Below are 13,939 nucleotides of genomic sequence, written 5' to 3'. Positions count from 1 at the left end.
GGCTGGACGGAAGCGGGGCGCTTCCCCTCCGGTGGTTCTTGAGCACGAGGGGACCGCGCGGCCTTCCAGACTCGGAAGGTGCGACGCCGGGGGTGGCGCGCGTTTTCCATGGTGCGCCATCCTTCCGGTGTGGCAAGGGGAAGTACGGCTTCGCCATCAAAAGGGTTCATTCCCCCATGATTTGGCGATGGTAAAAGCGTTCTTGCGGTAACGCGCCCTGGTATGCGGGGGGCTGATGGGGTGTCATCGACGCAGTGCGATCGTCTGGTGGCGATGTGTTCACTGGGCGGCTTTGTTCCGCAATCCCATGATCACGTTGAGTGGCGGCCGTCTTACCCAGCATGCTGTCGTGCAACTCCTCCGGGGCGCGTGAGCACCGCCCCGGAGGGGCCTTTCCAGACACTGGTATGTCCTCCCAGGGAAGGTGCCATGACAAGCAAGCAGGTGATGACCGTCATCGTTCTGGCGGCGGTCCTCACATGGAGCACGGTGATGACCGTGCTGGGCCAACTCGCGGCGATGGTCGCGCTGTTGCCCGCGCTGGGGCTCCTCATCCAGCAGATCGTCGCCGCGTTCGGCGGCCCGGACACCCGGGCCACCACGGCGGCTCCCGTACCGCCGGCGGCGCCGGCGACAAGTCAGGAGCCGCCCCAGTGAAAACACCCCCGATACCCGAGCGGCCGGCCGAGCCACCCCATCGCCGGGGCCGCCCGCCGGAGCCGATCTGCGCGACCGCCGGCATGGCGCACCGGACGTGGCTGGAGCCGGTCCGCACCCGCTTCGCCGCCAGCGGTCTGACCCTGGACGAACTCGTCGGCCGTTCCGGCTTCTCCAAGACCCGCCTGTCGGAGCTGATGCGCGGCAAAGGCCTCTACCCCACCTGGGAGATCACCTACAGCGTGGTCCGCGCCCTGGACATACCCGTCGGCCCGTTACGCAGGCTGTGGCGGGTGGCAGCCATCGAGGCGGACAAGAAGCCGTCCTGGATAGACGACCGCATCCAGGCCGTCCAGCCGGCCGACACCGACGCCCAGCCCGTCGCCCACGTGGCGCTCTACCAGGCCATGGCCGAGCCCTACAGCGCCTACGCCCAGGCCTTCTTGCAGTCCCTGCCGCGCGCCCGGCACGCGGTCGGGGAGGTCTTCGACGTGTTGTGGCTGACCTGGGACGAGGCCACGTCCAGCCCGGACATGCCGCGCCACGCCTGGCAGATGCTGCGCGCCACCGTCCTGTCCCGGGCCGCCCAGCGACCGGCCGGCCACTACGACCTGCGCGCCGCGGCCTTCACCACCGTCCACCAGGCGCAGGCCCCGAACCTGATCGAGCGCCTGGCCCGCATCGACGCCCTGGCGCGCTTCTTCGACGCGATCGCCCAACTGCCCGACGACCAGATGGACGTCACCGTCCTGCGCTACCTGTGCGGAATCGACCCCGACGCCATCCCGGCCGTTGTCGGCCTGCCCCCGGCCCTGGTCCACACCCTGGACCACCACGCCCGTTGGGCTCTGAGGCAGCTCTTCCCCGACACCGAACCCCAGGAGTGATCCCGCCGTCATGAGCACCATCGACGACCTCCTCGCCCACTCGCTGCTGCTGCGTGAGCCATACGTCCCCGCCGACGTCGTCCCGCACGACGAGGCCCTCGACGACGACCTGTTGCTGTGGCAGCACCGGGCGGACGACACATTCGACAACAGCGCCGCCCACAGCCTGCACGCCCTGTGCGAAACGGTCGTCAGCCACTGCACCCCCGACGAGCTCGCCGACTTCCTCACCGACCAGATACCCCAGCCCGGCACCGCCCGCATCCTGGGCTGCGCCCTGCACCTGGCCGGCATCGACATCGGCGCCCGCTTCTGGTGGCAGTACGCCGCCGGCGCCGAGGACGCCCCCGCCTCCTACTGCCTCTACCTCCAGCACCTCGCCCACGGCGAGACCCACGCCGCCGCCCTCTGGCACGCCCAGACCGGCGCCCACACACCCGGCCAAGCCGACATCGACGCCGGTGCCGAGGACTACGCCCCGGCCCTGCAATCCATGAGCGCCGACAGCAGCCTGGCCACCGTCCTGCGCGTCCTGGCCCAGCTCACCCGCACCATGCCGACCCGACGACACACCCCGGCCGCGCGCGCCGTCATCGAGTTCGTCGCCTCCGCCGTCGCCGGCGGCTACGCCCGCCACCCCGACCTCGAAATCCCCCTGCCCGGCACCTTCTTCGCCGAACAACTCGAGATCGTCGTCGCGGCCACCACCGGCACCCGCGATCAGGCCCGGCCCGCCCCCGTGCACGCCACGACGACGAACGCGTCTTCACCGACCGACGACCTGCCCAATCGGCTGGCCTCCGACGAGGACCGCAAACACATCCCCACCAAAGCCACCCTTCGCGATCCCGAGCACCTCCTGGTCCAGGTCACCGCCGCCGACCACGAACCGACCACGGCGCACACCTTCTTCGAGGACGCCGCGGCCATCTGCTGGCGGACCGCCACCGAACAGGACACCCGCGGCAACGGCATGGCCTACCGCCTGCGCCGCTTCGCCCAACGCCTCTCCCCGGCCCCCTCCGGCTTCGGCCAGCTCAGAACGGCATCGGCGTCCGGCAGCGCACCGATCCCCTTCCATCAGCTGTGAGCGGCGCTGTCACCGGGCCGGCAAAGGGATGGCCGGAACCCCTGCACCGCATGAGGCGCCACCGGTCAAGGCGGCGTGGGGGTTGCGGAGCAGGGTTCGGGCCGGGCAGTACTACTGGCTCGGGATGGCTGTCAGTTCGGGCCTTGTGCCCGGCGGCGGCGCACGATGAGGAGTGTGCCCGCGCCCGTGACCACTGCCGCGGCGGCCGCGCCGGCGATCGGCAGGGTCGAGGAACCGGTCTCCGCGAGGTGGCCGCCGTTCGGCGTCGTCCCTTCGCCGCCGGTCGTGGACGACCCGCCGGTCGTGTTGTTCGATCCAGGGGTCGCATCGGCTGTGGGGGAAGGTGAGGCCCCGCCCGTGGGTGAAGGTGAGGCCCCGCCCGTGACGTCCAGCGTGATGTCGGCCTTGTCGTTGTCCTTGTCGGGGTCGAACGGTCGCGCTTCGGTGCTCAGCGCTATCCAGCCCTTGGCGTCCGGCACCCGCTTGTCGATCTTCAGCTGGAAGGTGTAGGTCTCTCCGCTGTCCTCGTAGAGCGACCGCATACCGCAGACGTACGCCTGCTCCTGGGCCCGGCAGAACTGGCCGCGTTTGACGACGGACGTTCCGGGCGGAGTTTTGATCAGGACCCTGACGGCCTGGTCGCCTTCCTGGGGCCACACCCAGGCCGGCCCGGCGTTGGCGAACGTCACCTTCATGGTCACCGTGTCACCGACGCTTCCCTTCAGCGCGTCTCCCGTCACCTGGTAGTCGGCCGTGTTGACGGTGGTGACGGCCACATCGACGACTCCCGCCGATCCCCCGCCCCCAGGTTGTGCCTCGATCAGTTTCACCGCGGGTGCGGTCCCCGCCACCGGCTCGGTGCCGTTGTCGTCCGGCGCGGGCTCGACGTCCGCCACGCGCACACGTAGTTGGTCGTTGAGCGCGCGGTCCAGCGCCGTGACACGGATGGGCTTCTCGGGTGTGTAGACGGCGCCCGGCTCCACCGCCTGGTCGTACGCGCACGCCGCGGTCCATCTCTCGGGCATCTCGTCGTAGGACCGGACGTGTTGCACGAGGCAGTTGGAGGGAATCTCCGCGAAGTCGAGGCCCCGGGTGACGGAGTAGGAGACCCACACCTTCTCGGCGGTGCCGACGCCCTTGTTCGCCACGGTGACCGGCACATCGAAGCCGCTTCCCGGCTTCAGCCCGTCGACCGGCTTGATGCCCCCGACGACCAGTTCGGGACCGGGTTCCTCGCCGAAGGCAGCGGGAGCCGCGGCCAGCGCGATCAGGCCGGCGGCACCGAGGACGGCGGCAGCGGCACGGCCGATGCGACGGTTGTGCGGCGGGGGTGTCGACATGGCGAGATCCTCTGTTGGGACGCGGGTAGGCGGACCGTGCCCTCCAGGAGCACGGATCCTTCGCACGCTAGACTCCCGCCGGACTCGGAGGGTTGCACCCCCTCAGTCACCCAGGTTCTCCGGTGGCACGGTCGCTGTCACCGCTGCGGGCAGTCGGCCCTGGAGGATTTCGTGGCGTGGCAGTGACAGCCCGAAATGCTCCTGCAAGGCGCTCAGGGTCGCACTCAACGAGTCGAACTCCTCGCTCACGTCGTCATCGAGGAGTCCGGCGTCCTCGAACGCCGGGAGCAGGAACGCCATGTTCTCGTCCGGGGTGTCGCCGATGTCGAAGCGACCGATCGTCTCGCCGTCGCGGTAGTACCAGCACTCCCTGGGCGGGTCGTCCGGCTTCGGCGTCAGGTGCAGGACTTCGACCCCGCCTGCGGAGACGACGGAGTGCGCCCACCACGCCTTGGAGTGCCAGCCCTGCTCCACCGCGTACGACCATCCCGCGCATTCACCGAAGCGGGCCACGCGAGCTGACTCGCGGTCGTCGAACGTCAGCCGCTCGGCGTCGCCGAGGGTGATCGGGTCGAGCACTTCCTCCGGCTGGGCGCCGAGTCGCACAACGAGCTCGTGCGGGCCGATGCCCCGCGCGAAGGTGACGAACAGGGTGAGGGCGCTGCCACGCCAGGCGTCGGCCAGCCACACGATGCCGTCGCCCAATCTCTGCTCCATACGGGCCATGGCACGATCTTCGCAGGATGGGCAACGAGCAAGAGGCGCAGATGCAGTACATCGTGCACGCGGATCCGGTCGGGCGGGGCGAGAGCAACTACATCGCCCAGGCGCATCTGGCCCCTTTCGGTCTGCCCGGCCAGATCGAGCAACTGTGGCTCCGGCCCGAGGGGAACGACACATACGCGCTGGCCTGCATCCCGTTCATGGCCTACGGCCTCGCCCTCGGAGACCGGGTCCGTCTCTCGTCGGCAGCCCGGGTCGTCGAAGTCGTCCGGACGGGCGGGCACCGCGTCCTGCGTACGCTGCTCAGACCGAGCGCGGACGCCGAGCGACTTGGCCGCAGCGCCCACCTCATCAAGAACTCGATCAAGGAATCCGGACTCCTCAGCGAATGGCACGGGGAGCACTTCGTGGCCATCGACGTTCCTCCCGGTGCCGACATCAGCCCGTTGTTCGCCTTGTTGCAGAGGGAAGTCGACGAGGCGGGGGCCTTCTGGGAGTGGGCCCACGCCGTGCCGTTCTCAACCGGGCGGAGCTGACCGCTTCGCGGGGCTCGGCCATCCGGGGGAGGTGCCGCCGGGCCCGTGCCCGTAGTGGAGGCAACCCCCTCACCGTCGTAGCCCACTTGGGCCCTGCCGCCCCGGACTCGGAGTCGGTGTTGTCAGGCGTTGCGGTGGGCCGGGATCCGCAAGGTCACTTCGTAGCCGCCGTCCGGGGTGGGGCCGGACTGGAAGGTGCCGCCGAGGAGTTCGGCGCGTTCTCTGAGGCCGATGAGGCCCTGTCGTGAGCCGGGGAGGGGGAGTGCGGGACGGGTGGGTGGGGTGTTGGCGATGGTCACGCCGAAGGCGGAGCGGTCCTCGGTGCTCCACAGCCGTACGGTCGCCCGGGCGCCCGGCGCGTGTTTGCGGACGTTGGTGAGGGCTTCCTGGACCGTGCGGTAGACGGTGCGCTGTGCGGTGGTGCCCACCTCCGGCGGGAGTTCGCCGGTCAGTTCGGTGTCGATGCCGCTGGTGGTGACGAGCTTGTGGAGGTCGGCCAGGGTGGGCTGCGGGGTGAGTTCGCTGGCCCGGCCGCCGGAGGCGCGCAGCAGGGTCACCATGTGCCGCAGTTCGTCGAGGGTGTCGACGCTGAGGGAGCGGATGGTGCGGGCGCCTTCTTTGAAGTCGGGGTCGGTGGCGGCGACTTGGAGGGCGCCGGCCTGTACGGCGATCAGACTGACCTGGTGGGAGACGACGTCGTGCATCTCACGGGCGAGCTGGGCGCGTTCGTGGGCGAGGACGGCCTGGGAGTGCAGCAGCCGTTCGTGCTCGCGCGCCTCCTCGATCTCGACGAGCCGGCGGGCCAGGTCCCGACGGGCCTGCACGAGCTGACCCAACAGGACCGGGGCGGCGGCGGTGGCGAGCGTGTAGAAGAAGTAGACCAGCGTCCAGGCGCGCTCGTGCGCGCTGAGGTCGTTCAACGGCCACGGCGCGGCGGAGGCGACGGCGAACAGCACGGCGCAGATGACGAGCAGACGGCGGTCGCGAGAGCGCTCGGCCAGCGTGAACAGGGCCGCGAACGGCGCGAACACGATGTCCAGCATGAGGCTGGCGGGAAGGGTGAGCAGGAACACCGGCAGGGGGAAGCGCCGGCGCAGCAGGAGGGCGGCGCACGCCGGCGCGGCCATGACCTGTGAGAGACGGTCGGAGTCCTCGAGGGAGAGCAGGACGTCCACGACGGCGATGGCGACGACCACGAGGTCGAGCACCGGATCGGGGATCCGCGCCCACCAGGCCGCGGGCGTTGTCATCGCCCGGCCCCCGAAGGCCGCTGGCCTCCGTCGAGCAGTCCGGCCCGCTGGGCGAGCAGCGCCGCCTGCACCCGCCCGGCCACCCGCAGCTTGGTGAGGATCGCGCTCACATGGTCCTTGATGGTGCCCGCGCTGAGATGGACGAGCGTGCCGATCTCGGCGTTGGACAGTCCTTTCGCGATCAGCACGAGCACCTCGCGCTCACGTTCGGTGAGCCGGTCGACGCGGGCGGCCTCCTCGTCGTCGACGGCTGTGGCGCCGGGGTGACTCTCCCAGACGGCACGGGACGCCTTCGGCGACATCACCACCCCGCCCGCCGCGAGTGTGCGCACGATCTGGGCCAGCTGATCGGGCTCGGTGTCCTTGAGCAGGAAACCGGCCGCGCCGGAACGCAGGGCGGTGAGGATGTACTCGTCGGCGTCGAAGGTCGTCAGCATGGCCACCACCGGCGGCTCCGGGAGGGCGCGCAGCTGCCGCAGGACGGTCAGCCCGTCCACGTCCGGCATCCGGATGTCCAGCAGCACGACGTCGGGAGCTTCCCGCCGTACGGTGTCGACCGCCTCGGCGCCGACCGCGGTCGCGACGACCTCGACGTCGTCGGCCGCGCGCAGGATGAGCTTGAAGCCGGAGCGCACCAGCGCCTCGTCGTCCACCACCACTACCCGGATCACGTGCGCTCCGCCGGCTTGTCGTTGTGCGTCGATCTCGGGCCGCACGTCGGTGTTGATTGTCACTGTCTCGACGGTACGGCGGCAACCGCCCGGTGAGACGGCGCGCACGGGCACTCCAGCCACCCGGGGGGTGTGCTCCCGCCGTATGGGGGTGTAGGACCGGACAGTCGCCGGATACTGCGGGCCGAGCCCGCTCACCAACCTGGACGCATGACCCAGGACGTACACGCCACGGCGCTCGAGGCGCCGACCACGACCCACCCCCGGGTGACGGAGAAGGAACCCCTCAAGGCTCCCGCGACAGAACGGAGCCCGGTCGGCCGCCTCATCGGTGTGGACCTTGCCCGGGGCCTCGCGGTCTTCGGTATGTACGCGGCGCACGTCGGCCCCGATCCGTCCCAGGGCGGCGTCACCGGGCACCTGATGGAGCTGGCGCACGGCCGTGCCTCCGCGCTCTTCGCCTTCCTCGCCGGCTTCTCGATCATGCTGATCACCGGCCGCCGTAGCCCGAAGACGGGCCGGGCGGGCCGACAGGCGGTGGCCAAGGTGGTGATCCGGGCCCTCGTCCTGCTGGCCCTCGGCACCGCGCTGACCATGACCGGCACACCGGTCGAGGTGATCCTCGCCTTCTACGGCCTGTACTTCCTGCTCGTCCTGCCGCTGTACCGGCTCGCCGCCGGCCCGCTGGCCGTCATCGCCGCGGCCGGCGCCCTCCTCCTGCCCCAGATCCTGTACGTCGTCCAGCACGCGCTCCCGGCGGACGGCGCCGGCGGCGTCTGGGCCTGGCCCGCGAACGCCGACGGCATCGTCTCACTCCTCGCCACGGGCAGCTATCCGGCCCTGACCTGGATACCCTTCGTCATCGTCGGCATGGCGGTGGCCCGCCTCGACCTCACCCCCACCGTCGTCCGCACCCGCCTCGCGATCACCGGCGTGTCCCTCGCCGTCCTCGGTTACGGCGGCTCCTGGCTCGCCCTGCACCTGGTCCCCGGCGCCCTGACGAAGCTGAGCGCCGGCGCCTGGGGCGAGGGAGGGTCGGCCGCGTCGGCCTGGTGGTCGGACACCTGGGGCTACCCCGACGGCAGCACCCCGGTCGGCCTCCTGGTGGCCTCGCCGCACAGCGAGACGACCCTCTCGATCCTGGCCAACACCGGCGTGGCGATCGCGGTACTGGCGGCCTGCCTCGCCGCGGTCGACACCTTCCCGCGCTTCCACCGCCTCGCCCGTCCGGTCATCGCGGTCGGGTCGATGTCCCTGACGGCCTACGTGTTCCACATCGTCGGCATCCAGATCCTCGGCATCGAGGAACTGCCCGGCTCCCCGCTGTACGTCCTTCTCGGCTTCGTCGTCGCCGTCACCGTGTTCGCGACGCTCTGGTCCCGCTACTTCAGGCGCGGGCCACTGGAGTGGCTGCTCGGCAAGGCCACCAAGCCCGCCGAACTGGTCAGGTGACCGAACCGCCCGCACCCGGACCCCGCCCCACAGCACCTACCAGGAGATCCACGCCATGCTGTTCAACCCGCTGCCGACCAGGAACCCGCGGCCGCTCAGCTTCTCCCGAACCCTCGTGGCCGCCACCCTCGCGACGAGCCTGGCCGCCGTCGGGCTGACCCTCGGGGCCGCCGAATCCGGCGCCCGGGCCGGCGACGAGGAGACCAAGACGCTCGACCAGCTGTACGCGGAGGCGAAGGCCGAGGGCGGCAGGCTCGTCGTCTACGCCGGCGGCGACTGGAAGGACCAACAGGACGACACCAAGGAGGCGTTCGAGAAGCGCTTCCCCGGCATCAAGGTCCAGATGGTCGTCGACTACAGCAAGTACCACGACGCCCGCATCGACAACCAGCTCGCCACGGCCACGCCGGTACCCGACGTGGTCCAGCTGCAGACCCTGCAGGACTTCCCGCGCTGGAAGCGGGAGGGCGTCCTGCTGCCGTACAAGCCGGCCGGCTTCGGCAAGGTCCACGACGGCTTCAAGGACAAGGACGGCGCCTGGGTCGCCACGAACGTCCTGGCCTTCGGAGCCGCCTACAACAGGGACCTGGTGGGCAAGGACGGACCGCGCAGCGTCAGGGACTTCGCGGACCCCCAGTGGAAGGGGAGGATCGCCTCCGCCTACCCGAACGACGACGACGCCACGCTCTACCTCTACAGCCGCTACGTGCGGAAGTTCGGCTGGCACTGGCTCACCGCGATGGCCGAGAACACCGAGTTCCTGCGCGGGTCCGACTCCGCCGGCAACCGGATGGCCGACGGCAAGAAGGCCATCGGGCTGGGCGGTTGGGTCACCCCGGACGCCGGCAAGGACCCCGCCGCCACGACGGTCGGCATGCTCCCCGACACCAAGGATCCCTTCCTGGCCTGGGGCCAGCGCGAGGCGATCCTCCAGGATGCCCGGCACCCGGCCGCGGCCAAGCTCTTCCTCAACTGGCAGCTGTCCAAGGAGCAGCAGACCAGCGACGGATGGTCCGTACGCACCGATGTCGCCCCGCCCGCCGGACTGAAGAGGGTCTGGCAGTACGAGAACGCCAACGTCGACGACTTCCCCCGATTCATGCGCGACCGGGCCGCCGTGGAACGCCTGCGCCGGCAGATGACGGTGTACATCGGCGAGGTGAGGGGCGAACCGACCCCGGGCCACCTGGGCACGCACCCCGGCCGGTGACCCGCAGGGGCGATCAGGAAGCCTCCCGATCAGGCCAGGTTGCTGGTGAAGAACTCGTCGAGCTTGTCGAGCGGAACGAGCTCCTTCTGGTCGTACGGATCGACGTGGTCCGCGTCCGGGACGATCACGAGCTCGATGTTCCCGGGCACCGCCTTCCGGACGTCCTCGGAGTAGAAGCGCGAGTGAGCGTCGGCGCCGGCGAAGAGAAGCGCGGGGCCGGGGGGAAGCCGCGTCCAGAAGACCGCCGGGCCTCAAACGAAAAGGTCGAGGTTAAGGGGGGTACAAGCTCGACCCCCCTGGGCCCGGAGCCCGCGGTTACCGTGGAGAAATGGACCCTCGACCGGACAACCGCTCCGACATCCGTGACTTTCTCGCCAGCCGCCGGGCCCAGATCACTCCGGAGCAGGTCGGCCTTCCCACCAGCGGCCGGCGCAGGGTACCCGGGCTGCGCCGCGAGGAGGTCGCGATGCTCGCCGGGGTGAGCACGGAGTGGTACACGCGTCTCGAGAAGGGCCACATCAGCGGTGTGTCCGAGGACGTCCTCGACGCGGTGGCCCGCACCCTGCGGCTGGACGACGACGAACGCACCTACCTGTTCGACCTCGCCAGGGCCGCGCAGCCCAGCCCCGCGACCCGGCGCCGCCGCAAGGCCCTCGACGTCCCGCCCCGTGTCCAGTGGCTGCTCGATTCCATGAACCTTTCCGCGGCCTACGTCACCAACGGCCGCCTGGACATCGTGGCCGCCAACGCCCTGGCCCGCGCCCTGTTCTCACCCCTGTTCGACAGTCACACCACGGATCGTCGGGGGCGGCCCAACTTCGCCCGGTTCTGGTTCCTCGACGAGGGCTCGCACGACTTCGCGGACGACTGGGACGGTGCCGTCGACATCACCGCCGCACTCCTGCGTGCCGAGGCCGGCCGATACCCCGACGACAAGGAGCTGCGCGAGCTCGTCGGCGAACTGTCCACCCTCAGCGCCGACTTCCGCACCCGGTGGGCCGCCCACGACGTGCGCATCCATCACGGCGGCGTCAAACGTCTGCACCACCCCGACGTCGGTTCCCTGGAACTGACGTATCAGCCGCTGGACCTGCCGCTCTCCGCCCGTGAGGCGCACGCCCTGACCATCTACACCGCCGAGCCGGGAAGCCCTGACGAAGACCGGCTCAAGCTCCTCGCCAGTTTGGCGGCCACCCCGGCCGGGCAGCGGAGCACGTCCGCCGCCCGTCCCCGACATGACGACCAGGGTCCCGACATCCGTCGCCCGTCCCGGTGACCCCCGCCCACCGCACGTCCGTCGGACGTCGCCCATAGGAGGACCTGGAGCTCATGACCGACTCGAACACGGCCCGGGTGACGTTGCTGGTGCTGTATTCGCCCCGGCTCGAGGAATGCCGGCGCTTCTACGAGAACCTCGGCCTGCGTCTCACGGCGGAGCGGCACGGTCAGGGGCCCGAGCACTATGCCGCCGTCCTGGGTGACGGGGCGGTCCTCGAGCTCTATCCGGCCCGTCCGGACCGGCAGACCGATGCGCTCCGTCTGGGCCTGGCGATCGATGGCGCGACGGCCACCCCACCGCTCCCTGAAGGACGCCACCTGCTGACCGACCCGGATGGCCGCACCGTGGAGGTCCACGCCGCCTGAACGTCCCGGGTCAGGGCTTGATGAGCACCTTGAGGCTCTTGCGGTCGGCCATGTTTTGGTAGCCGGCGGGCACCCCGTCGAGGCCGGTGGTGACGTCGAAGACCCTGCCGGGCTCGATGCTGCCGTCGAGGATGTCGGGCATCAACTCCTCGATGTAGGCGCGCACCGGAGCCGGCCCGCCGGCGAGCCGGATGTTGTGGCGGAACAGGCTGCCGAAGCCGATCGGGGCGTCCTCGTACTGGGGCACGCCGACGCGGCTGATGACTCCGCCCGGACGGACGATGCCGACGGCCTGCTCGTAGGCGGGCATGTTGCCGACGGCCTCCAGGACCACGTGCGTGCCGTGCCCGCCGGTCAGCTCCCGCACCTGGGCGATGCCTTCGTCGCCACGTGCGGAGATGACATCGGTGGCGCCGAACTCACGACCGAGGTCGGTGCGTGCCTGGTGGCGGCCCATGAGGATGATCTGCTCCGCGCCCAGGCGCTTGGCCGCGAGGACGGCCAGCAGGCCGACCGCGCCGTCACCGATCACGGTGACGCGGGTGCGCTGGTCGACGCCGCCTGCCACGGCGGCGTGGTGGCCGGTGCCGAGGACGTCCGAGAGCGTCAGTAGGGACGGGACGAGGGCGGAGTCCGGGGCGACGGGGAGCTTGACGAGGGTGCCGTCGGCGAGCGGGACGCGGACCGCTTCGGCCTGGCCGCCCGCCTCTGCTTCGCCGTCCCAGAAGTTGGCCTGGGCGTGGGCGCAGGAGGTGTGCAGGCCCTCGCGGCAGAACTCGCAGGTGTTGTCGGAGATGGCGAAGGGGGCGACGACCAGGTCGCCGCGCTTGACGGTGGTGACATCCGAGCCGGTGTCCTCGACGACGCCGATGAACTCGTGGCCCATCCTCGCGGGCCCGTCTTCCGGCTTGTGCGAGCCGTACGGCCACAGGTCGCTGCCGCAGACACAGGACGCGGTGATACGGACCAACGCGTCGGTGGGGTGCTTGATGACGGAGTCGGGGACGTTCTCGACGCGGACGTCGCCGGCGCCGTAGAGGAGTGTTGCGCGCATCAGAGATGCTCCATTTCCGGATGTCTAGAGGGGTGTTGCGGCTCGGCGGTGTCGCGTGAGCGCGATGGCGGTGGTGGGGATCAGGGTGAGGGCGGCGATGGTGGTGCCGATCACGGCGGGGCCGGTCGTACCCAGGGGTGAGTCGAGGGTGAGGCCGGCGATCCAGGAGCCGATGGCGGTGCCGAGGTTGAATGCCGAGACGGTCAGGGCGGAGGCCAGTACGGGTGCATGGCGTGCGAAGCGGACGGCCAGGGCCATCAGCACGGGGTTCGCGCCGAGGCCGAAGAAGCCCAGCATGGCGACCAGGACGACGGTCGGCACGGCGTGGTCGGCCAGCAGGGCGATCGCGAGGAGCAGGAGGGTGGCTCCCGCGGCGGCCATGACGGTCACCATGTGCGGGCGCCGGTCGCCCAGACGGCCTCCGACGAGCGAGCCGACCAGGGCGCCGAGGCCGAAGCCGGCCAGGACCAGCGGGACGGTGCCGGACGCGATCCCTGAGCGGTCGGTCAGCAGGGGCGAGATGTAGGAGTACGCCGCCAGGACACCGCCGGTCGTGGTGGCGCAGGCCACCAGCACCAGCCACAGGCGGCCGGAGTGCAGAGCGGTCAGCTCGGACCGGATCGACACCGCCTGCCGGTCGCCGTCGTCGTGGGGGACAGTGCGGGCGATCAGGATGATGGACGCCACGGAGAGAACCGCGAGTGCCCAGAAGGGGCCGCGCCAGCCCATGGACTGCCCGGCGAGCGCGCCCAGCGGCACGCCGACGACGTTGGCGAGCATGGCGCCGGCGCCGACGAGTCCGAGAGCGCGGGCACTCGCGGCCGGGCCCGCGGAGCGGGTGGCGGCCACGTTGGCCACGGCCCAGAACGCTCCGGTGGCGATTGCGGTGAGGAAACGTGCCGCCAGGACCACGGTGAAGTTCGAGCTGAGCGCGACGATGACGTGCCCGGTGGCGAAGACGCCCAGGGCGAGCATCAGCGTCAGCCGCTTGGGCAACCGCAGGGTGAGCAGCGCCATCAGCGGCGCGCCGACGATCATCCCGACCGCGAAGACGGTGATCATCAAGCCGGTCCGGGCGACGCTGACCCGCAGGTCGCCCGCGATCTCGGGCAGCAGTCCGGCCACGACGAACTCGGTCGTGCCCATCAGGAACGTGCCCAGCGCGAGCACATGGACGACGAGCGGCAACCGGCCGGACGGAGGCTGGGGGATGTCAGCCCGTACGGTCTCGGCGGAGGCGTGGAGGGTTGCTCCTCGCGTACTCAAGGTTCATCTCCGTGGGAGTCGTGATCGGGGTACGTCTCCCAGGAAACCGGCCGCCCCGTGCCCGAGGAAGGTCGCGTTTATAGGGGGTACAAGCTCAACCTCCCTATGCGCGAGCGGGCTGTGCAGCCAGAGCATGACGCGGCACTACCCGCCATGACG

Annotated in this window: 14 protein-coding genes; 8 read left to right on the top strand and 6 right to left on the bottom strand. The window is 70.6% G+C overall.

Features of this window, described 5'->3' with window-relative positions; all coding sequences use genetic code 11:
- Positions 1-429: 429 nt before the first annotated feature.
- From ABKA17_RS35845 to ABKA17_RS35835, 3 genes are read left to right on the top strand one after another with little or no spacing between them, the layout of a single operon-like run.
- Positions 430-657 (top strand): hypothetical protein, encoded by a 228-nt coding sequence (locus ABKA17_RS35845; RefSeq protein WP_353696523.1) that lies wholly within the window; start codon positions 430-432, stop codon positions 655-657.
- Positions 654-1,544 (top strand): XRE family transcriptional regulator, encoded by an 891-nt coding sequence (locus ABKA17_RS35840; RefSeq protein WP_353696522.1) that lies wholly within the window; start codon positions 654-656, stop codon positions 1,542-1,544. Before ABKA17_RS35845 ends, ABKA17_RS35840 begins: the two co-directional genes overlap by 4 nt.
- 10 nt (positions 1,545-1,554) lie before the next feature.
- On the top strand, positions 1,555-2,634 hold the full coding sequence (locus tag ABKA17_RS35835) for a hypothetical protein (RefSeq protein ID WP_353696521.1): 1,080 nt from the start codon (positions 1,555-1,557) through the stop codon (positions 2,632-2,634).
- Between the two features lie 131 nt (positions 2,635-2,765).
- Here the strand turns inward: ABKA17_RS35835 and ABKA17_RS35830 are convergent, their stop codons facing one another.
- Complete coding sequence (locus ABKA17_RS35830) at positions 2,766-3,974, bottom strand: hypothetical protein (protein WP_353696520.1); 1,209 nt, start codon at positions 3,972-3,974, stop codon at positions 2,766-2,768.
- A gap of 102 nt (positions 3,975-4,076) precedes the next feature.
- The gene (locus ABKA17_RS35825; protein WP_353696519.1) at positions 4,077-4,691 is read right to left on the bottom strand and encodes a hypothetical protein; all 615 of its coding nucleotides are present in this window, start codon (positions 4,689-4,691) and stop codon (positions 4,077-4,079) included.
- Positions 4,692-4,717: 26 nt separating this feature from the next.
- On the opposite strand from ABKA17_RS35825, the gene ABKA17_RS35820 reads away from it, so the two are divergent.
- Positions 4,718-5,233, top strand: coding sequence for a DUF4265 domain-containing protein (locus tag ABKA17_RS35820; RefSeq protein WP_353696518.1), 516 nt, complete (start codon positions 4,718-4,720; stop codon positions 5,231-5,233).
- A gap of 122 nt (positions 5,234-5,355) precedes the next feature.
- Here the strand turns inward: ABKA17_RS35820 and ABKA17_RS35815 are convergent, their stop codons facing one another.
- Both ABKA17_RS35815 and ABKA17_RS35810 read right to left on the bottom strand, forming a co-directional pair.
- On the bottom strand, positions 5,356-6,483 hold the full coding sequence (locus tag ABKA17_RS35815) for a sensor histidine kinase (RefSeq protein WP_353696517.1): 1,128 nt from the start codon (positions 6,481-6,483) through the stop codon (positions 5,356-5,358).
- The gene (locus ABKA17_RS35810; protein WP_353696642.1) at positions 6,480-7,154 is read right to left on the bottom strand and encodes a response regulator; all 675 of its coding nucleotides are present in this window, start codon (positions 7,152-7,154) and stop codon (positions 6,480-6,482) included. Before ABKA17_RS35810 ends, ABKA17_RS35815 begins: the two co-directional genes overlap by 4 nt.
- 210 nt (positions 7,155-7,364) lie before the next feature.
- Between ABKA17_RS35810 and ABKA17_RS35805 the strand changes: the two genes are divergently transcribed.
- The 4 genes from ABKA17_RS35805 (at position 7,365) to ABKA17_RS35790 (ending at position 11,460) form a co-directional block, all read left to right on the top strand.
- The gene (locus ABKA17_RS35805; RefSeq protein WP_353696516.1) at positions 7,365-8,606 is read left to right on the top strand and encodes a DUF418 domain-containing protein; all 1,242 of its coding nucleotides are present in this window, start codon (positions 7,365-7,367) and stop codon (positions 8,604-8,606) included.
- 55 nt (positions 8,607-8,661) lie between these two features.
- Positions 8,662-9,816 carry an ABC transporter substrate-binding protein gene (locus tag ABKA17_RS35800; protein ID WP_353696515.1) on the top strand — a complete coding sequence of 385 codons (1,155 nt, stop codon included), beginning with the start codon at positions 8,662-8,664 and terminating at the stop codon, positions 9,814-9,816.
- A 328-nt stretch (positions 9,817-10,144) separates the two neighbouring features.
- Positions 10,145-11,092, top strand: a complete 948-nt coding sequence (locus ABKA17_RS35795; RefSeq protein WP_353696514.1) for a helix-turn-helix domain-containing protein — start codon at positions 10,145-10,147, stop codon at positions 11,090-11,092.
- 53 nt (positions 11,093-11,145) lie between these two features.
- The gene (locus ABKA17_RS35790; protein ID WP_353696513.1) at positions 11,146-11,460 is read left to right on the top strand and encodes a VOC family protein; all 315 of its coding nucleotides are present in this window, start codon (positions 11,146-11,148) and stop codon (positions 11,458-11,460) included.
- Positions 11,461-11,470: 10 nt separating this feature from the next.
- Here the strand turns inward: ABKA17_RS35790 and ABKA17_RS35785 are convergent, their stop codons facing one another.
- Positions 11,471-12,514 (bottom strand): zinc-dependent alcohol dehydrogenase family protein, encoded by a 1,044-nt coding sequence (locus ABKA17_RS35785; RefSeq protein WP_353696512.1) that lies wholly within the window; start codon positions 12,512-12,514, stop codon positions 11,471-11,473.
- A 24-nt stretch (positions 12,515-12,538) separates the two neighbouring features.
- On the bottom strand, positions 12,539-13,780 hold the full coding sequence (locus ABKA17_RS35780; RefSeq protein WP_353696511.1) for an MFS transporter: 1,242 nt from the start codon (positions 13,778-13,780) through the stop codon (positions 12,539-12,541).
- Positions 13,781-13,939: the final 159 nt, after the last annotated feature.

It is taken from the genome of Streptomyces sp. RG80 (assembly GCF_040446465.1).
Lineage (GTDB): Bacteria > Actinomycetota > Actinomycetes > Streptomycetales > Streptomycetaceae > Streptomyces.
The sequence above is the reverse complement of the archived record's forward strand: the minus strand, read 5'-3'. Positions and strand labels throughout refer to the sequence as shown.